At 34.3% G+C, this 20,232-nt stretch carries 17 protein-coding genes and 1 pseudogene; 5 read left to right on the forward strand and 13 right to left on the reverse strand.

Annotated features, from left to right (window positions below):
- Position 1: 1 nt before the first annotated feature.
- Positions 2-493, reverse strand: coding sequence for a sigma-70 family RNA polymerase sigma factor (locus tag MHB53_RS13500; protein WP_340919151.1), 492 nt, complete (start codon positions 491-493; stop codon positions 2-4).
- Positions 494-937: 444 nt separating this feature from the next.
- Between MHB53_RS13500 and MHB53_RS13505 the strand changes: the two genes are divergently transcribed.
- The 5 genes and pseudogenes from MHB53_RS13505 (at position 938) to istB (ending at position 3,963) form a co-directional block, all read left to right on the forward strand.
- Positions 938-1,090, forward strand: coding sequence for a hypothetical protein (locus MHB53_RS13505; protein ID WP_340919153.1), 153 nt, complete (start codon positions 938-940; stop codon positions 1,088-1,090).
- Positions 1,083-1,385, forward strand: coding sequence for a hypothetical protein (locus MHB53_RS13510; RefSeq protein ID WP_340919156.1), 303 nt, complete (start codon positions 1,083-1,085; stop codon positions 1,383-1,385). The genes MHB53_RS13505 and MHB53_RS13510 overlap by 8 nt, the downstream gene beginning before the upstream one ends.
- Before the next feature lie 262 nt (positions 1,386-1,647).
- Entirely contained in the window at positions 1,648-1,869 is a 222-nt protein-coding gene (locus tag MHB53_RS13515; RefSeq protein WP_340919158.1) for a hypothetical protein, read from the forward strand.
- 87 nt (positions 1,870-1,956) lie between these two features.
- A pseudogene (gene istA, locus MHB53_RS13520) lies at positions 1,957-3,202 on the forward strand (IS21 family transposase).
- The gene (istB, locus tag MHB53_RS13525; protein WP_340919161.1) at positions 3,202-3,963 is read left to right on the forward strand and encodes an IS21-like element helper ATPase IstB; all 762 of its coding nucleotides are present in this window, start codon (positions 3,202-3,204) and stop codon (positions 3,961-3,963) included. The pseudogene istA and the gene istB overlap by 1 nt, the downstream one beginning before the upstream one ends.
- A 684-nt stretch (positions 3,964-4,647) precedes the next feature.
- Here the strand turns inward: istB and MHB53_RS13530 are convergent.
- The 12 genes from MHB53_RS13530 to MHB53_RS13585 form a co-directional block, all read right to left on the reverse strand.
- Positions 4,648-5,673, reverse strand: coding sequence for a GDP-mannose 4,6-dehydratase (locus MHB53_RS13530; RefSeq protein ID WP_340919163.1), 1,026 nt, complete (start codon positions 5,671-5,673; stop codon positions 4,648-4,650).
- On the reverse strand, positions 5,654-7,024 hold the full coding sequence (locus MHB53_RS13535) for a UDP-glucose dehydrogenase family protein (protein WP_340919167.1): 1,371 nt from the start codon (positions 7,022-7,024) through the stop codon (positions 5,654-5,656). Before MHB53_RS13535 ends, MHB53_RS13530 begins: the two co-directional genes overlap by 20 nt.
- A gap of 113 nt (positions 7,025-7,137) precedes the next feature.
- Complete coding sequence (locus MHB53_RS13540) at positions 7,138-8,613, reverse strand: lipopolysaccharide biosynthesis protein (protein WP_340919170.1); 1,476 nt, start codon at positions 8,611-8,613, stop codon at positions 7,138-7,140.
- The gene (locus tag MHB53_RS13545; protein WP_340919172.1) at positions 8,603-9,736 is read right to left on the reverse strand and encodes a CapA family protein; all 1,134 of its coding nucleotides are present in this window, start codon (positions 9,734-9,736) and stop codon (positions 8,603-8,605) included. Before MHB53_RS13545 ends, MHB53_RS13540 begins: the two co-directional genes overlap by 11 nt.
- Positions 9,737-9,752: 16 nt before the next feature.
- On the reverse strand, positions 9,753-10,589 hold the full coding sequence (locus tag MHB53_RS13550; protein ID WP_340919175.1) for an ATP-grasp fold amidoligase family protein: 837 nt from the start codon (positions 10,587-10,589) through the stop codon (positions 9,753-9,755).
- Positions 10,590-10,895: 306 nt separating this feature from the next.
- Positions 10,896-12,089, reverse strand: coding sequence for an O-antigen ligase family protein (locus MHB53_RS13555; RefSeq protein ID WP_340919178.1), 1,194 nt, complete (start codon positions 12,087-12,089; stop codon positions 10,896-10,898).
- 2 nt (positions 12,090-12,091) lie between these two features.
- Positions 12,092-13,240: a glycosyltransferase family 4 protein gene (locus MHB53_RS13560; protein ID WP_340919180.1), complete on the reverse strand. Its 1,149-nt coding sequence runs from the start codon at positions 13,238-13,240 to the stop codon at positions 12,092-12,094.
- A gap of 107 nt (positions 13,241-13,347) precedes the next feature.
- Positions 13,348-14,466 (reverse strand): glycosyltransferase family 4 protein, encoded by a 1,119-nt coding sequence (locus MHB53_RS13565; RefSeq protein WP_340919183.1) that lies wholly within the window; start codon positions 14,464-14,466, stop codon positions 13,348-13,350.
- Positions 14,467-14,606: 140 nt separating this feature from the next.
- Positions 14,607-16,613 carry an NAD-dependent epimerase/dehydratase family protein gene (locus tag MHB53_RS13570; RefSeq protein ID WP_340919185.1) on the reverse strand — a complete coding sequence of 669 codons (2,007 nt, stop codon included), beginning with the start codon at positions 16,611-16,613 and terminating at the stop codon, positions 14,607-14,609.
- On the reverse strand, positions 16,610-17,239 hold the full coding sequence (locus MHB53_RS13575) for a sugar transferase (RefSeq protein WP_340919187.1): 630 nt from the start codon (positions 17,237-17,239) through the stop codon (positions 16,610-16,612). The genes MHB53_RS13570 and MHB53_RS13575 overlap by 4 nt, the downstream gene beginning before the upstream one ends.
- Positions 17,240-17,466: 227 nt before the next feature.
- Positions 17,467-18,348, reverse strand: coding sequence for a UTP--glucose-1-phosphate uridylyltransferase GalU (galU, locus tag MHB53_RS13580; RefSeq protein WP_340919189.1), 882 nt, complete (start codon positions 18,346-18,348; stop codon positions 17,467-17,469).
- 60 nt (positions 18,349-18,408) lie between these two features.
- Positions 18,409-20,232: a nucleoside-diphosphate sugar epimerase/dehydratase gene (locus MHB53_RS13585; RefSeq protein WP_340919191.1), complete on the reverse strand. Its 1,824-nt coding sequence runs from the start codon at positions 20,230-20,232 to the stop codon at positions 18,409-18,411.

Below are 20,232 nucleotides of genomic sequence, written 5' to 3' on the forward strand. Positions count from 1 at the left end.
ATCAACATTGAGCCAAAACTACATTTTTCTTTAATTTAGGAATGGCACCAATACGCCATTTTTTGACGGCAGAGGGTGATACCTTTTCATGCCCAGCAATTTCTTGGATTGTCATCCCATAATAAAAGGTATATACGACCCATTGCTTCTGTTTCTCTGTCAGGTCAGTGCAATAAGAAAGTAGGATGGCAAGCTGCAATGGCTGCTCCCCATTATCGACTGCCGTTTCCCAAAAGGATTCCTCAGGATAAACGTTTCTCTCTTCCATCTTCGTTCTGTTCGATAAATCCGTCATGATCCGCCCTTTTATGTAAGAGAAGGCATACGTGCTAAATAACGTTCCTTTATCTGGCTCAAATCGCCGCTGAGCATCCCAAAGAGCAATCATACCTGTTTGAAAATACTCCTCCACATCTTTATAAATATGAAGGTATTTAATAATATGGTAAATCATTGGTCGAAACTCTTCCACAACATCCTCAAACCTTGCCATTCTGATTCCTTCCTGGAAAGCGCGCTATTCAATTGTATTCCCGGGTACCCATACAATAATAAAAAGCGTGTATGTATACGAACGAACAAAATATTAAAAATGAGTCGATAAATTTGGGATTAGACCAAAATAAATGTCAATAAGTCACTTTTCTCCTAGGGGATAAGTGACTTATTGAAACAATTTCACAACGGATCATTGTGGACAGATGTTTTTATCCATGCAAATATGCCTGGTTAAATAAAATTATCTACCAAACTAGTTAGGAGAATATCATGCGTCTTGACTTAAGATGAGATTTTCATTGAGATCATTCTGTCCTTTTGATGTAGGTGTCCAATATTCCTCATTATATATATCAAAGGTGGAAGTAATGAGTGAATCGAGCAAGACAATTGCGTGGATTCGATTACTTTTGCATAAAAAATAATTGGAGGAATGAAAATGAGTAAATTATTGATGAAGGAATGTCCAGTCGTGTTTCAGCCGTCTTTTGCACAAGAATTGGGAGTAAACGCAGCCATTTTATTGCAACAAATTCATTATTGGCTCATTACTTGCTCGACGAAGAAGGACGGGTCGCAAATGGGTGTATAACACGTATAAGGATTGGCAAGAGCAGCTGCCGTTTTGGTCGGAGGTGACGATCAAAAGGGCCCTCAAATTACTGGAAAGGGAAGGCTTTATTTTCACCGCCAATTTTAATAAGTATCGTATGGATCAGACGAAATGGTATACGATTAATTATCCAAAAATACTCGAGTCGGAAAAAGCGTCTCATTTAGATCAGGACGATAGTCATTCTATTCTATTGGATGGTACAGAATGCCCTATTCAAGGGGGCAATGTGAGCGGAGCAATACCAGAGATTACTACAGAGAATACAAAATAAATATATAATAACCCCTATTCCGAGGTGATCGAATACTTAAATAGTATAACAAATGCTGCATATGGAAGTAATAACAATGATTCAACTTTACTAAAAAACTTTGAAAATTAATAGAAAAGTCAAATTAAATAGAATAGTATACAAGCATGTAGGTAATTCATCTTACCCTCGCTAGATAGAATTAAATGGAACGGTGAAAAAAAGTAGGAGGAGATATAGTTATGTATAATTTCAATGAAGTACCTGTTGATGGACATGACTATTGGATAAAGCACAAAGAACTGGGGATATTGAGATCTTTTTCATTGTAAATCAAACGTATACATGGGTCTCTGCAAGTTACTGCTTTTGGGATGAAGAAAGCATTGTAGGAATAGGCACACAGGACATAAAAACTGCAGGTATACAGGCCTCTTTAAGAAAGGCAACAAAAATAGCTATTAATGAATTATTTCAAGAACTTGCTGAGTGTCAGTGCCGCTGATAAAATACCCAATAACGCCGGTTTAAAATTCCCCAATAATAACAGATAATCGTCACATAGACTGAAAGATTAGGAGTGTATGTGACGGTGCTGAAGATAGGGGAATTTTTTATGATAAGAGAATTACATCAGAAAGGTTGGACAATAACTGCAATTGCCGGAGAAACTGGTTTCGATCGTAAAACAATTAATAAATATATAAATAGCGAGGAAAACCCCAAGGCGATATCAAGAAAGAAACGGCAAAGTAAACTGGACCCTTTTAAGCCATACCTGCAGCAGCGCATTCAAGAAGGAACGACAAATTGCGTTGTCCTTTTAGAAGAACTTGAGGCATTGGGATATGAAGGTAAAAGTACTATTTTAAGAGATTTTGTGCAGCCCTTTCGGGCGCAACCAAAGAAGCAGGCCACGGTTCGCTTCGAAACCCCACCCGGACGGCAAGCTCAGATGGATTGGGCAGAAGTTGGACAATATGAGGTGGATGGTCGACTACAAGAAATCTATGCATTTATTATGGTCCTCGGCTATTCAAGAATGAAATACATCGAATTCACAACAGATATGAAAATGGAAACGTTGATGAAGTGTCATATGAATGCCTTTGGTTATTTTAATGGCATTCCCGCACAGATTTTATATGACAATATGAAAACAGTTGTGACCAAGCATAGTCCAGCTGAAATTCGATTCAACAGGGTCTTTGAGGATTTTTTAGCTTATTACGGAGTTACACCGAAAGCGTGTAAACCTTACCGGCCCCAAACAAAAGGAAAGGTAGAACGCACAGTATATTATTTGAAGAATAACTTCTTTCAGAGAAAACATGGGCCAACATTAGAGGATCTTAATCAGGACATTCAAAAATGGCTTGATAAGACTGCAAATATAAAGAAAAACGAAACAACACAGGAACCTCCGGTTCAACGCTTACAAAAAGAGCAGCCATTCCTTCAGGCGTGGGGTGTGAAATCTCTTTTCCCGATAAGTCGATGGGAAATGCGCGAAGTAAGTAAAGATTGCTTTGTATCTTATCTAGGCAATAAGTATTCTGTTCCATAGACAAAAGGTCAAGATTAAAGTAACGCATGAAAAACAGCTGGAGATATACGATGAACAAGAGTGTATTGCCCAACATCCCCTTGTATCAGAAAAGGCAAAGGTATTTATGAAACCAGAACATTACGCGGGATTGCACTCCATAAAAAAAGAGCAGAAGCAGCAGAATCATAACGGTTTGGCGACCCCCGATTCTTCTATCTCTACTCAAATTCCAAATGTGGAAACTCGTTCTCTCGCTACCTATGCCGCACTGGAAGAAGGTGATTCTTAATGAATAAACTTCTTGAAGAACGACTATCTCAACTAGGCTGGCACCATACTGCCAGTCAACTGGACGATATTGTAGAGAACGCCTCTACTAATAATGTATCATATTTTGATTTTCTCGACACGGTTGTTTTACAAGAATGGGAAACTCGTGAAGCGAACTTACTGGAAAAACGAATTAAGCGATCCAAACTTCCCTATACGAAAACAATCCATGACTTTGATTTTAGCTTCCAGCCGAGTATAAGCGAACAACGTGTGAAAGAAACATTAACCTGTCGGTTTATAGCCAATGGAGAAAATCGAATTCTCCTAGGCCCTCCTGGTGTTGGGAAAACACATCTCGCGATTTCTATCGCTTTAGAAGCATTGACCCAGGGTTTTACAGCTTTATTCTTAACAGCAGAGGCAATGGTTTCAGAATGCCGGAAGGCAGAGGCAAAAGGTACACTCACACGGCTAGTAAGCAAATGGAGTCGACCGGATTTGATCATCTTGGATGAGGTAGGTTATTTCCCTTTCGATGAACTAACTGCCAATGTGTTTTTTCAAGTAGTTTCAAAGCGATATGAACATGGAGCCATGATTTTAACTTCAAATAAATCCTTTATTGAATGGGGGAAAGTATTCGGCGACGATGTGCTGGCCACAGCCGTTTTAGATCGTTTACTCCATCATTCTGTTACATTTAATATAAAAGGAGATTCTTATCGTATGAAAGAAAAGAAAAAGGCCGGGATTTTCCCGGCTACACCAATTAATTGACCGGTTAAAATGGGGAAAAATAGAACGGTATTGACACTGAGCAAGGGATCAGCGTTTGGCAGTCAAAGAAGCCACGTACGGATCAGAAAGCAGCGTTTGTATTCATTGCACCCGAAAAGAAAAAGAAGAACTGAGTAAAGTTATTAAGGTTGTATTTGTTTTTATAATCTAATATAAAATAAATTGAATTTTACACTTCAACTGCATAGCACTAATAATTACATGCAAAATAGGTCTAGAACCATTCAATAAGGGGAGTATTATATATGTTTTTTAAAAACAGTGAATCAATTGGTAGAATTAGATGTTCATATTGGAGGGAGCTTATACAATCACAGGAACCTGTGTATGTAGATTTTATTCAATTAGTCATCAAGCATGTGGTTATGTTCCTGAAGCAAAAGACTCGGGAACCTTTATAGAAATCCTACAACGATATCCTTCAGAGGAAGAAAACGGGGGAACAAGATTGCATTGAAAAACATTATATCTTGAACATCTTCATTGTGCTGCAATTGGAACAATAGACAGTCTGGATCTTCCGATTATTAATCGAGTGATACTAACCAAAATAAGCCCTGAATCCAACATGGAGTCAGGGCTTACATAGTAACTGTAGTTGAAGGCAGGGTGATTGCATCGACTGTCGAATGCGTAAGATATAAGTTTATTAGAATGAAGTATCTATTTCACTCTATAATACTCCACATACCATTCAGCAAATCTCTGCAACCCTTCTTCTATCGAAGTCTCTGGCTTAAATCCAACAGCTTCTTGAAGTAAGTCAGTAGACGCATAAGTAGCAGGCACATCTCCCGGCTTAATCGGTTCAAAGCTTTTCTCAAATATCACTTCTTTGCCTAAGGCCTTACCTAAAGCTTTTTCAAGCGTTTCAATATAAGCCATCAATTTTTCCGGGCAGTTGTTACCAATATTGTAAACCTTATGAGGAACGGACTCAGTAGAAGGTTTACCTATTAGTCTTTCAATTCCAACTACAATATCATCTACAAATGTAAAATCACGATAAAGATCGTTTTCAAAATCACCATTATTAAATATTTTAATTGGCTCACCAGCAAAATATTTATCGGTAAATCCAAAGTATGCCATATCCGGTCGTCCCATAGGTCCATAAACGGTAAAGAACCGGAGGCCTGTAGCTGGAATATTATATAAATGGCTATATGTATGAGCCATCAATTCATTCGACTTTTTAGTAGAGGCATAAAGTGAAACAGGGTTATCAACAAAATCCGTTTCCTCAAAAGGAACTTTTTTATTCGCTCCATATACAGAACTAGATGATGCATATACAAGGTGATCCACTGGATTATGTCTGCAGGCTTCAAGGATATTGTAAAAACCAATGATATTGCTTTGAATATATACATCTGGATTTTCTATTGAATAACGCACACCTGCCTGAGCAGCTAGATTTACGACAACATTAGGCTTATACTCTTCAAAGATGCTCATAATCATCGCCTTATCTGAGATATCACCTTTAATGAAGGTAAACTTCTCATAGGGCTTAAGTTGTTCTAAACGAGCATGTTTTAGATTAATATCATAGTAATCATTTAGATTATCAACACCTATGACTAGGCATCCTTGTTCTAGTAGTTTCTTAGATAAGAAATACCCAATGAAACCAGCTGCCCCAGTGATAAGGTATGTTTTACTAGAATCAAGAGTTTTGTAATTCAAGATTCTTCGACTCCTTTAAAGTTGCCCTAGGCGCTGGTTGTCTTCCAATCGAGTGATATTCTACCCCTGCTTGTTTCATATCATTTACATCATAGACATTTCTTCCATCATATACTAAAGGAGTTTGCATCAACTGTTTATAAGTTGATGGCACAGCTGCTTTTACTTCTCCCCATTCAGTAAAGATAAAGCAGACATTCGCTCCTTCTAATGCATCTTCAACATTAGCAGCATAAGTAATGCTCCCCTTGCCATTCTCGCCTTCTGGATATACTTTAGCAAAGTTTTCCTCTCCAACAGGGTCAAAGGCAAATATATTAGCACCTTGCTCTAATAATAATGGGACATTTACAAGGGATGCGGCTTCTCTCAAATCATCTGTTCCTGGTTTAAAGGTCAACCCTAAAACAGCTACCTTAAGTCCGTTAAATGTAATTAGTCTTTTGCTTGCCTTTTTATACAACATCGTTTTTTGGTCATTATTCACATCAATGGCAGCCTTAACAGTTTTAAGCTCATAACCATTCTGTCTTGCCAGATTTTCCAACGCTTTTGTATCCTTAGGGAAACATGAACCACCGAAACCAATTCCCGCATTTAAAAACTTATTGCCGATTCGCTCATCAAAACTCATCCCTCTTGCAACATCTTGAATATCCGCACCGACCAGTTCACAAAGATTTGCAATATCATTCATATAGGAAATTTTAAGGGCAAGGAAGTCATTAGATGCATACTTAATCATTTCTGCAGATCTTCTATTTACTGAAACAATTGGTAAACGAAACGGTTCATAAACCTTCATCAAACGCTCTTCCGCCCATTTACTTTCTGTTCCAATAATAATCCTATCCGCATGTAGCGTACCTTGAACAGCAGAACCTTGTGCCAAAAACTCCGGATTTGATGCTACTTCCACTTTCACATCATGAACTAAAAAGTCATGAATAAACTGCTCAACTTTATCATTCGTTCCAACTGGGACTGTTGATTTTACAACGATAAGACAATCTTTTTCTATCGTTTCGGCAATTTGCCTTGCAACAGTTGCTATATACGAAAGATTTGCAGAACCATCTGCTTGCTCCGGAGTACCTACACCTATAAAAATTGCATCCGCATCCTTGTAAGCAGATTTATAATCTGTTGTATAATCAATTCTTCCAACTGCATAATTCTTCTGCATCAAGTCTTCCAAGCCAGCTTCATAAATTGGAGAAACCCCGGACTTCATTACGTTCACTTTATTTTCATCAATATCAACACAGGCCACTTGATGGCCCATTTCTGCAAAACATACACCTGCTACTAAGCCGACGTATCCTGTTCCTGCTACTGCTATTTTATACATATTTGCACCTCACCTAGAAAGTTAAGATTGTATAATTTAAATTAATACAACCCATTTTTTATAAAATAAATTTGCTATCTAAGAATAAATTATTTATGGTCCTACCTCTACAGTTATCTGTTATTTTTTAAAAATTTATTAGGTATTAGCTTTATACCAATTTCGAATATCTCTTTCCTCATTTTAGGAAACTTGAATAGTATAGTAAAGTAAAACACTATACATGAAACAATTGATAATATACTCCATAATAAACTATCACTTACTTCTTTTGACAAATAACCTAGTAAACCCATTGCAACTGCGGAAATCCCTGCTGGAAATACATTTTTAAACGTATTTACTATTGAAACTTTGATTATAGCTTTCATTATTAATAAATGAACCACAACGAACTGGATTCTGATCAATGATCTAGCATATACTAGAGGCCAAAATCCAGATTTTGCAGCTATTAGGCATGTTGGAACTAACACTATTAGATGCAACACTTGTGCAAAAAAGGATAACTTAGGTTTTCCTTTTGCACGATATACTTCACTACAATAATGGCCGAAAACAATCATAATCGCACTAGTTAAAGCCCATATCCCGATAACACCACTAGCTTCTCCCCATTGGCTACCTAACATTACTTGTGTCGCTAAATCACTAAATAAAAAAATACCAACGCCTAACGGAAAGACGAATACCGAAACAAGTCGTTGAAATTTAAAAAACAAACTTTTAAACTTACTTTCATCATTTTGCAATCTTGATAATGCGGAAAATAGCACTGGGACTGTAGCTCCAGTAATGAGGGCTAATAATGAATTAACCATTATTGTAGATGTTTTATATATCCCTAAGTAATATTCATTTAAATAATAACCGATGATAAATGCATCAACCCACGCAGTAAGCCAAATAGAAACTGCCTCTACTAATGACCAAATACTAAATGATAACATTTCTTTTAGTATTTTAACATTATAAAATAATTTTGGTTTCCATTTTGACTTAAGGGTAAGGATTAAAGCATTAAAAAGCTGCATGCAAATCATACCTATAATTAACGACCAATAACTGAAACCTAGTAAAGCTAAAGGAATTGTCACTAGAAAAGGAATCATTATAGAGATAACCCTAACAATAAAAAGGGTTTTAAAATCAAATTCACGTCTAAACAGTGCCATTTGAATACTAGAAAAAGAGGTTAAAGGTAATTGAATACAAGCTATAATAATAACTATTCCAAGTCCAGGGTTTCCTACCATTATAGAAATTTGTTCATTAAATAAAGCAATTATTCCCCATAGAAAAAGCGAAAGGGCAAAGTTTGTCCAGAAAGCCACATTTGCATTTAGATACTTCTCTTTATCACTTTTAAATTCATGTTGTACTAAATATTTTTGAAAGCCAGCATCTGTAAACATATCCGCGAAACTAATAATCATTGTTATTGTTGCAATAACTCCAAATGCTTCTGGCGCTAATATTCTAGCTAAAATCATATTTGTTACTGGTACAATAATTTTTGCAATAATTTCAGTAATAGAAGACCATTTAGCAGCATTTGCAATTTTCTTATTAAATTGCTTATCTTGCATTCTTATTTTCTCCTTTTAACCCTTTCAATATTAGTTCACGATGTGCCTCACATTCAATGTAATTTTGTATGGCTAAAAGATTACTCCTCTTATATAAAAAATTTATTAGTGATCCCTTAAATATCTTCCTATCTATCCTGGATAACCATTTACCTAGTCCAGAAAACTGTCTAAGATATCCGGTTATTTTTTCGTCGGCATATTCTTGATAGTTTTCTTCTATAAACCCTTCTTGGCATATTTCACTCGAACGAATTTTAAATTGACTTAATATTATCTCAGCGTCTTTACCATGCGCTAACCTTATAACGTTCTCCTTTTTTATTATCGGGATATAATCTATAATTATTTTATTTCCAAGAGTTAAATTAACTAAAATACTAGTCTTCCAAAATTCACTGTCAGATCTATCAAAGACAAAATTACCTTGTCCATAAACAATCGTAGAATCTTGAAAATTTTCAAAACAACCAACACAATGACTATGTTGACAAATTACTAGGTCAGCGCCTTTACTAGCTATTTTTCTGCATACTTTTTGAAGGTATGGGGACGGATATCGATAGTGTTCCTTTCCCCCATGGTAAAGAACAATTACATAATCAGACATCTCACTTAACCTTTGTATTTGATCTAGGCTTTCTAGTGGGTCAAACGGATTTGCGCCAGAACTATTTTCAGTTGCTATCGTAAACTCATTCTCAGCACAAGCATAAACCCCGATTTTAAATCCATTTCTATTAATTATATAGGGTTTACTAGCTTTATTTAAATCTTCTCCAGCACCAACAAATGGTATTGAATGTTCATTAAGTATGGCCTTCGTAGATTTCAAACCTAGTTCCCCTTGATCTAGTATATGATTATTAGCTAAAGTAATCAAAGACGGATTGAGTGCCTTAATACCATTAATAGTATTAACAGGAGCAATAAGATTAGGACCGCACTTTTCAATAGGACCTTCTTTATCAACAAGGGGAACTTCTAAATTAAAAAGTCGTAAATCTGCATTTTTCCAAATAGTTAATAAATCTTCACCCAATAGAGAGTTTACATCAGCCTGTTTGAATAAAGAAAAATTGGATTGCGTTGGCACTAAGTCGCCACCAATCAATATCTGCATTTAATCACCTCATTTCTTATTTAATATTCGGTAACCTTATCCAATTACCCATTTGATCTCCTAAACTATCAGGCTCAAACTTTTCAAAACCTGAGCCATGGAAAAAAGTAATTTCACCGAAGTAAATACTATTATTAATAGAATAAAAGTCCACTCTTGCGTGCGGGATGTTTGCAGATAACTTTTCTGCAAGCATTAACATATCTTCCAGCTTTTCTGGGCGTTGAATTATTTTAGACGCATCATTGGGGCGTTTAATTTTAGCATCTATATATTGCCAATCAGTGGTGTATAAATTTCTTTTATGATCTTTATAACGATTAAAATCAACTTGTATTAATTTTGCTTTACCGTTAAAACAAAATATTTTGTAGTCCTTCAATTCTGTTCCTGATTCATCAACCATATATTTCTCGCAAACAATTCTTGGTTTTATATCTTTATAAACCCATTCCCTCCCGAACCAATACCAACTTTTTTCCATCCATTTTCGCAACTTTTTTTTAGCATCTTCTATGTTGAGTGTATTTTTATCTGAACAAATAATATTTGAACTAGACCCATGAGTACATTTAAGTACAAATTGATTAGGTAAAGCATCCCAGTCGATTTCGTCAACACTATCATACAAACCAATAAAAGGAATTAAATATTGCTCTCCAATTGTTTCTTCGATATGTGCCCTAACATCATACTTATCTGCATAAATATTATATTTTGAATTTCTATCATAAAGCTTTAACCATTGCAACTTTTCATTAAAAGTCTTAGGTTTCTCTAAATTAAGGTTTTCTCCAGTTTCGCAACGATATACTAACTTTAAATATGGTTTATCAGCTAGCCAATTTAACATGTTTTTATTTCCTAGTATTCTAACGATTTTACTAGGAGTTTTAATTAAATGATATACTTTAGTTAAGATAACCATTTGACACCTCTTTCAGACTTGAAAGTCAATAATTTTTGATATACATCTTGGCATAGAGATTGCAATTTACTTTCTTACTTTTATAAGCCAACGGATAATACTCTGATAAATAAAAAATGGTATAAATGTAGTACTTTAAATTAATAAAGGACTTTTTTTAAAAGGTATATTTCAAATAAAGTATATTCTTAATATATTATCAATTAACATCTCTATTAATAAATTAAATAGTTATTTTCTTTTAATATTTTCTTTCTCCGTATAATAAAATGAAATTAAAATAGCTAGCATTATATTATCTATAATTCCATAAAAATGTATAACACCAGTCCCTAAAGCTAGCATAATGAAAAATAAAATTATATTTGAAATAGCCGTTTTTGAAGTGGTCGTCCCTTTACTTTTTATAGCAAGATTTATTAAATTATATAAAATAATCAAATAAGCTGTTAAATAAATAATTGTACCAATTAGCCCAGTGTTCGAGATTAATTCAGCATACGTAGAATGACTGTATGTTCCAAAAGAGCTTAATAAACGAAAATGGTCAAATCCAATTCCAAATAATAAATTGTCTTTAAAAAAAGTAAAAGCTTCTTGATACATAGTAGTTCTTTCCAAATCATCCGTAATTGTAATTCCCTTTGCAGACATTCTTTGAAATATCGAACTGTCTAAAAACACATCCCAAAATTTCAAAATAACAAAAGACATTATCGCTAATAGAAGAATTACGGACCCAAATTTATTCTTAAGTGAGTAGGATTTCCAATAATCTTTATAAACAAACACTAGCCATAATATCGCTAAAATTATTGCAGCATAAAAACCCTTCCTGGAACCTGTCAAAGCGATTGTATAAAGAAACATTCCTGTTAAACTTATGGTCAACAAAAAAGTGCTTAGCTTCGTTTGTTTTATATTAATTAACAAGCAAGCCATCCCATATAATAATATTCTAGCATCATTGTTTGGATTTTCTCCGAATACGAGAGTCAGCCTTCCATCAACCCGTGTATGTCCCCCAATTAACATAAATAACATATAAATAATCGAAAATAATATAAATGACTTAACAAAAAATATATTACTATTTTCTAAAGCAGACACATTAATAATAAAAAAGATGAGCGCAATCATTTGGAAGTAGGTAAACACAGAATCTACAAGGTGCAGTGTATTTGTAGCAACAAAGCTTCCGGTTAGTAAACTATAAAATGCGAATGAAATTAATAATAGCAATGCCTTAGGTATTACAATACTTTGAACCAATTCTTCACGGCTAAATTTCGAGAAAAGTAATAAAACTATCATCCCTAATCCTAAAACTAAAGTCGCCCCTGGAATAGTAAAAAATAAACTACTAAATAAACCTAAATAAAATAGGAATATTAAGTAGACAAGTTTTGAACTTCTGAACACCATTATTAGTCCACCATTCTGTTAATAAAGTCGATAATCCTGTTTGCTCTGTTACTAATTTCTAATTCTTTTGCAGCCCTTAATGAAGCATTAGCCATTTCTGTACGATTAACGGGATGATCCTTTAAATACTTAATTGCATTGGCAATTTGAGAAGTATTGCTACTATCTACTCTAATAGAATTTTGTTCATTCAAAATATCGTCGTTAAATGAGGCGTCTGATGATATTATCGGTAACCCACATGCCATTGCTTCAATAATAGCATTACAACATCCCTCAGCAAGTGTAGGCAAAACAAAAACATCCGCTGCATTCAAATAATTTACTATTTGGTCATGAGGTAATCTTCCTGAAAAGAGAACACCTTCGCAGTCAACTTTTAAATTACCAGATCCTATAAATATAGATTTTACACCTGGAACTTTTTCAATAGCTTCAGATAATCTCAAAACACCTTTTCTATGACTAAAAGCACCTATGTAAGCCACAATAAAATCTTCTTGATTGAATCCCAGTTTTTTTCTGACTGCTGTTTTATTCATTGGAAAAAACAACTTATTGTTTATCGAATTAGGTATTACTTCCACTTTTTGTTTAGATGTAAGTTTTAGATCAATACTTTCTTGCATATTTTTGGTGGATACCGAAATTACCCCTTTTGTCTGTTCCAAATTTAAATATAATTTTTTTTCTCTATAAAGGTTTTTAACCCAAATTTTACTCTCACCTGTAGCGACGAAAACAGGTAAATTATACTTTTTTCCTATAATCCCGGCAGTTACACCACTATGCCAAAAATGAGCATATAGAACATTTGGACTAATATTTATTTTGTCGAAAGTCTTAATTATTGCACGTTCACTGAAGAATCTAGTAGGACTCATTCCAAATATTCGAAAATCAGCAAATGATAAGCTAATAGGTTGATAGATATCGACTTTATTATTTCCATCGCTAATATCCTGCCAATAATATGGTCTTCTTCTCTTTCTCTTATAAATTAAATTTGTAATACTTTGAGGTGCGATAACAGTACATCTAATGCCTAAATCCGCAATTGAACATACAAGTTCTTTTACAAATGTATATACTGGATCGTTGTGGGTCGGATAATTAGGAACAATAAAACAAATATTATCTACATCCTGCATTGATGATTGACTCCTTTCTGATTTTATTAGTTTATTTTTTTAGTGTTTGGAGGGAATAGTTCCATGTGATTTTAATAAATTAATTAGCGTTTCTTCTCCTTTAAATTTTAATCTAATACCTGGTAATATAAGTTTTGATAATCTTGTGCTATTGTATCCCAATTGAATTTATCTACTCTCTCTATACAATTACGTCTGATCAATGTCACGTCGTCTAAAATCCTGATAATTTTCGTTGCAATATCTTGTTTATTTTTAGCCTCTACACTGTAACCTATTTCACCTTCATTGAATTGTCCATCAAATCCTTGTCCTCTGGAATAAATAACTGGAAGTCCTTGACTCATGGCCTCGGCATATACTAATCCAAAGGTTTCAGTTTTGGATGGCATTACAAAAACATCTGATTTTCTATAGTATGATATTAAATGTTCTTTAGGTAAATATGGGATATACTCAAACGATCCCTTTCTAGAAATTTTTTTAAAATATTTCTCATCTTTTTTCTTTCCAATCAATACTATGCTAACTTTTTTATTATACTTATCTTTTAGTAAATTAGAAGCTTCAATTATTTTCATTATATTTTTTCTCTTTATTATTTGACCTACATATATTAATCGAATGTTATTATCAACTCTTGATTTACTACTACTTTTATTATTGAGCCAATAGTTATCAATTCCATTAGGTATTATTTTTGATTTTTTCATAATTTCATTTTGGTATTTATCAGGAATGTATTTATTTAACACTTTATCTCTATATGGTTTTGATAGGAAAATCACATGACTAGCATTACGTAAAATGTTTACGGCAAATTTTCGTAAATGAATTCCTTTACGAAAATACTGATTAACATCGGTGTCTCTTATGGCTACTATATAAGGAATATTATACTTTTTAAATATTTCGTATGCCACTGCACCGTCACTAAATAGGCTATGTGAATGAATTAATGATATCTTTGATAGGTTGAAATTCGTTTCAACATCCTTAGTCATTCTACGTATTTTACTAAAGTACAAAAGTTTATCATAAGACCTAATTATTTTATTTGAATAAAATAAAAAAGGAAATTCACTTTTAGTTATATTTTGGACTGAATCACCTTTATGCTGTGGAATATAAACCTCAAAATCAATATCCTTTTGCTTTAAAGCTGAAAATAGATTGTAATATATATCTGTATAACTTACTCCACACGCAATTTGAAGTACTCTCATTCTGATACACCTCATTATCTAATATCAAAATACCTACAAAGATGCTCCCATTAATATTCAACTAATGCCCGTTAGATTCAGTTTTTGTGGAAACAAAGGCATAGATCACCTAGCTTAATATACAGCTTATGATTATCTTATTAATCTAAAATATCTGTATACATTTTTATATGCTTATCTATATTATTCTTAAGTGAATATACTCGCTTAGCTCTAATATAGTTTTTTTCCTTTTCACTCTCCATAATGTCAGTGTTTTTAAAAAAGTGTAATATTTGATTTATAAATTCATCTGCTGTTTCACAGACATTTCTATTATCCCCTACTACCTCTACTGAACCACCTGCATTAGTTGTCAATACAATAGTCCTTCTACTCATTGCTTCGACTAAAGTTCTACCAAAAGATTCAGTATTATAATTAGAGGTTAGGACAAAAACATCTAGATCATAATAAAACTTATCCATAGCTTTCATATCAATATTTATTTCTCCTTTAAAACGATTACCCAAAAATCCATCTAGTTTGACAAACATATTTTTTGTATCCCTTACGGCCTTATCGTCTAAACATCCTACAGCCATCTTTACATATAATTTCTCACCTAACAAAACATTTAAATTCTTGCATATTTCCACAGCTAACGGCCAATTCTTCCAATCACAATAACGCCCAGCAAAGCCAATTACTAAATTATCCGAACCTGATTTTTCAAGGCTTTTGTCATAAATTTCAAATAATTCTCCAGCAGTATTTTCAATTACTTTAAAATCTAAATTCACTCCTCTACTATGAATAGCATCTTTCCAATACTTCATATTAAACTCAGTAGTTGTTACTAGAACATCAAGTTCTTTTATAAAAAAGTGAAAAACTTGCTTGATCAATCTATTATACTTTGTGTATAATCCTCTTTCTGTGTGTATAATACTTGTATTTTTGGAAATTAGTCTAAACTTACTCAATAAAGCGATAATAAAAAAACTTACTTGTGCCTGAGTATGAATTACTTGTGGGGTTTTATTATTGACTACTTTTCTAACCTTCAAGATATATTTCAAAAAAGATATTGGTTGCTTTATTAAATGCTTAATTCTAGTGTGTAAGGTGAGCTGATAATATTCAGCACCAAACAAAGGCCTTTTTATCTCACCTGGTTGTATAACTCCAACTGTAAAAAGTTCCTTTATTCCTTGAATAATTATTTTAGTTGATTCCTGCTCTCCTCCTACAGTTTCCAAGCTGTTATCACTCATCAATAATATATCTATATTATTATTTTCTATAATATCTTTTTCTGTCTGCATAATTGACTCTCCCAAATCCCTAATTTGATAATTCTCCTTATAAGTGCTCATTCTCTTCTCATAAACTAAATTACCAAATACCTTATTAATTATGCCTATCTTTAAGCTCATCAATTTCAATATTGGATTGAATACCTTTACTAGTTTGATCCTCCTCCCACGCGCCTTAGCTATCAACCTTACCATTTCACTTGTCTTAACGTACTCTCTATTTTGTGGAAAGTACAACCCACTCTCTTCGTTCTCAATTATGAACCTTATGAACTCACAAAGATTATCTATATGGAGCATACTACGCTGATTATCAATGTCGGGAAAAAAAGGGAGTTTTTGAGCTACTTTTGCCAACTTTGGATAATTGCCTTTAGATCCTTTCCCGTAAATCATAGGTGGTCTGAGAATAGCTACCTTGAAGTTATCGCTACCTAAAGGCTTTAGACCTTTTTCTGCTTGTAGCTTGCTATTACCATAAAAGTTACTTGGCATAGGTATAGTATTTTCATCAATGACTATTTTCTTACCATTGCTATCTCCATAGACAATAATACTGCTCATAAAAATAAACTGCTTAACGCCATCTGCCTTTGCCTTTTTAGCAGTCTCTATTGTAAGATCACAGTTCACATTATAATATATTTCTTCCATTTTAGGATCTGATGAGACGTGCGCTATTCCAGCTGCATGAAACACAACATCATATTCCGAGAAATCCTTTTCTCTCCAAGAGTCATTTCTTAAACTAATGAAATCTATTAAATACTTTCCTGAATCATTTCCCAGCCATTTTTCTAGACTTCTACCAACATAACTATTGGAACCGGTTATCAGTATTTTTTTCATCTTGATATTGACCCCTTACTACTAGTCACTTCTTTCTTTCTACCAGTCCCGCCTTCAACGACTCCATCCCTCTTAACAACACTCACTATAGTTCCGAAGAAACACTTTATATCCATACTGAAGCTTATCTTCTCTACATACTCACCATCCAGTTTGGACTTCACTTTTATAGGTAGCTCGTCTCTGCCATTAATCTGTGCCCACCCAGTAAGCCCTGGCGGTATATCATTAGCACCATATACATCACGTTCTGCTATCAGATCGTACTGGTTCCACAATGCCGGTCTTGGACCAATAATACTCATCTGTCCAACAAATATATTCCAAATTTGAGGAAGCTCATCTAATGAAGTTTTTCTCAAAAACTTGCCCATCTTTGTGATATACTGATCGGGATTATCTAATAAATGAGTGGGAGTATCCTTTGGCGTATCTATTCTCATAGTACGAAATTTCAATATATTAAAATGTGTTTTATTAATGCCAATCCTTTTTTGTTTAAATAACACTGGACCTTTTGAATCCATTTTAATAGCCAAGATTAAAATTAATAATATAGGTGATAACACAACAAGTCCAATTAAAGAAAGAATAATATCTATTAATCTTTTCATCTTTAAATACATATTCGTCACACTCCTTGATCGTTATTTATTTTGTTAGTACTTAATTGGAATTATCTTCGTCCTGTCCAACTAACTACTAACAAACTAAATACTTACTATTTTTAAAAGATTATTTTGTCATACATTTAGCTATTAACTACAACACTGTATATTCCAATCGTAAATAACAAAATAAACCCTCTGTTCAATATTATAAGGCCAATAATATGAACAGAGGTCTAAACTATTTACAAGACTACTCCACTTTTCTCCTTAACTTCCTCAAGAAAAGTAAGTAACTCTTCTCGCAATTCATCATCCTGCAATGCCATCTCAATTGTTGTTTTTATAAACCCTAATTTCTCCCCAACATCATACCTTTTTCCTTCAAAATCATAGGCATATACCTTTTGTAACTCATTCAACTTCTGGATTGCATCTGTAAGTTGAATCTCGCCCCCCGCACCTATTTCTTGTTTATCTAAAAAGGTGAATATTTCCGGTGTTAGTATATATCGCCCCATAATTGCAAGATTAGAAGGAGCAGTTCCTTTTTGGGGCTTTTCCACAAAATTATTTACTTCATAACGGCGACCTTCAATTGTACCTGGGTCAACAATCCCGTAACGATGTGTTTCTTCTTCTGGGACTTGTTGTACTCCAACAACCGAACTTTGCGTCTCTTCATATTGTTGAATCAATTGTCTGAGACCGGGAGTTTCCGCTTGGACAATATCATCCCCTAAAAGTACAGCAAATGGTTCGTCGCCAATAAACTTACGTGCACACCACACTGCATGGCCTAGACCTTTTGGATCTTTTTGACGAATATAATGAATATCTACTTTCGAGGATTGGTTCACTTTATCAAGCAAGTCAAACTTTTCCTTTTTCACAAGATTATCTTCCAATTCAAAATTATTATCGAAATGATCTTCAATCGCACGTTTTCCTTTGCCTGTGACAATAATAATGTCTTCAATTCCAGAGGCAATTGCCTCTTCTACTATATATTGAATTGTCGGTTTATCTACTATTGGCAGCATTTCCTTCGGCATTGCCTTTGTTGCTGGCAAAAACCGAGTCCCTAGACCCGCTGCTGGGATAATTGCTTTTTTTACTGTTTTCACTATAATGACCTCCAAAAAAATGTAAAATATATTTTTAATACTATAAGGAATTCAAAGGAGTTAGCTACTTTTTGCAACTAACTCCTTTGAATTTTTGATATTGGCTGCGTTAATTAATTGTTCTTTCATCTCTTCAAGTTCAACAGATCGTAGATTTTCGACCATCTGAAACAATTCTGTCCTCTCCATCGGCTCTGCTTTTCCAATATGAATCTTCGGAAACACCTGCTCTTTCTGCACTTCATTCTCATTCAACAATTCCTCAAACATCTTTTCCCCTGGACGGATTCCACTGTACTGAATTCCTATCTCTTCTATTGTATATCCAGAAAGTGTGATTAGGTTTTTAGCCAAGTCTGATATTTTTACAGGTTCACCCATATCAAGTACGAATACTTCGCCACCTCCTGCGAGTGTCCCAGCTTGAATAACAAGTCTCGATGCTTCCGGAATTGTCATAAAATAGCGTGTCATATCCTCATGGGTAACAGTAACAGGCCCTCCAGTTTCAATTTGCTTTTTGAATAAAGGAATAACACTTCCACGGCTTCCAAGTACATTCCCAAATCGCACTGCTACAAATTTCGTATTACTTTCTTTCGCCAAGTTTTGAATAATCATTTCGGCAACGCGTTTTGTCGCTCCCATCACATTTGGAGGATTAACTGCTTTATCCGTAGATACTAGAACAAAAGATTTCACACCAAAAGTCTCCGCTGCTTCCGCAACATTTTTCGTTCCGAATATATTGTTTTTAACAGCCTCTCTTGGATTAGCCTCCATTAATGGCACATGTTTATGTGCCGCCGCATGGTAGACAACATCAGGTTCGTATTGTTCCATTACCTCAAATATTCGATTTCTGTCTTGCACATCAGCGATCACGGGTATAATTTCAATTTCCTTTTTATATTTAGGTCGTAATTCCATATCAATTGTATAAATGCTAAATTCTCCATGGCCTAAGAGTATAAGTTTACTCGGATTAAATTTGCAAATTTGTCGGCAAATTTCTGACCCAATCGACCCACCAGCACCTGTTACCATCACCGTTGATCCAGATATCGTTTCTGAAATCGCACTAATATCCAGTTCTACTGGTTCTCGACCTAATAAGTCTTCTACTTCCACATTACGCAAAGCACTAACAGATACTTTCCCGGTCATTACGTCTTCTATCATTGGCATAATTTTCACCTTCGCCTCTGTTTGTGCGCACACTTCGTAAATACGTCTAACTTCCTTTTTAGAAAGCGATGGAATTGCAATAATAATATCCTTGATATGTTGACCTTTCACTATCTCTGGTATGTTTTCAATTTGTCCACACACCATCAAACCGTACATCTCAAGTTTGAGTTTCCGCGGATCATCGTCAACAAAGGCTACTGGAACTAATTCTACATCATGGCTAGTCAATAATTGCCTAGCAACCGTTGTTCCAGCTGATCCCGCCCCAACAATAAGTGTCCTGCTTTTTTTATTTTTTGATTTCATATAGCGATCACGATACATTCTCCACGAATAGCGTGAACCACCAATGAGTAGCATATGTAGCATCCAAGTTATTAATAAGACCCGTACGTAGACATGTCCAACACCAATAGCTTGTGCTATACCCGCTGTGAGGATTGAAAAAGTAATTGCCTTTGCAATCATCCATAATTCTCCGACACTCGCATACTCCCAAGCCTTATGGTACAGCCTGTAGACAAACGCAAACACATGGTGACTGATCAATAAAATAAGCGAACTTATTAACAATAATTTAGATGTATAGAAATCTGAGTACGGATGCAATATAAAGTATCCAACATAAATAGAAAACATTACGATAATTGAATCTAGTAGCATCAAGAGCGGCACACGCTTTTGATAAGTCAA

Origin of the sequence: Bacillus sp. FSL K6-3431 (assembly GCF_038002605.1) — a bacterium.
In the GTDB taxonomy this organism is placed as follows: Bacteria; Bacillota; Bacilli; order Bacillales; family Bacillaceae_C; genus Lederbergia.

Bases quoted from the DNA above. Each gene is read 5' to 3' on its own strand.
- MHB53_RS13570 (WP_340919185.1), bottom strand. From the start codon at position 16,613: ATGAAAAAAATACTGATAACCGGTTCCAATAGTTATGTTGGTAGAAGT.
- MHB53_RS13565 (WP_340919183.1), bottom strand. From the start codon at position 14,466: ATGAGAGTACTTCAAATTGCGTGTGGAGTAAGTTATACAGATATATAT.
- MHB53_RS13540 (WP_340919170.1), bottom strand. From the start codon at position 8,613: ATGCAAGATAAGCAATTTAATAAGAAAATTGCAAATGCTGCTAAATGG.
- istB (WP_340919161.1), top strand. From the start codon at position 3,202: ATGAATAAACTTCTTGAAGAACGACTATCTCAACTAGGCTGGCACCAT.
- MHB53_RS13560 (WP_340919180.1), bottom strand. From the start codon at position 13,240: ATGCAGGATGTAGATAATATTTGTTTTATTGTTCCTAATTATCCGACC.
- MHB53_RS13535 (WP_340919167.1), bottom strand. From the start codon at position 7,024: ATGTATAAAATAGCAGTAGCAGGAACAGGATACGTCGGCTTAGTAGCA.
- MHB53_RS13545 (WP_340919172.1), bottom strand. From the start codon at position 9,736: ATGCAGATATTGATTGGTGGCGACTTAGTGCCAACGCAATCCAATTTT.
- MHB53_RS13575 (WP_340919187.1), bottom strand. From the start codon at position 17,239: ATGTATTTAAAGATGAAAAGATTAATAGATATTATTCTTTCTTTAATT.
- MHB53_RS13505 (WP_340919153.1), top strand. From the start codon at position 938: ATGAGTAAATTATTGATGAAGGAATGTCCAGTCGTGTTTCAGCCGTCT.
- MHB53_RS13555 (WP_340919178.1), bottom strand. From the start codon at position 12,089: ATGGTGTTCAGAAGTTCAAAACTTGTCTACTTAATATTCCTATTTTAT.
- MHB53_RS13500 (WP_340919151.1), bottom strand. From the start codon at position 493: ATGGCAAGGTTTGAGGATGTTGTGGAAGAGTTTCGACCAATGATTTAC.
- MHB53_RS13550 (WP_340919175.1), bottom strand. From the start codon at position 10,589: ATGTTAAATTGGCTAGCTGATAAACCATATTTAAAGTTAGTATATCGT.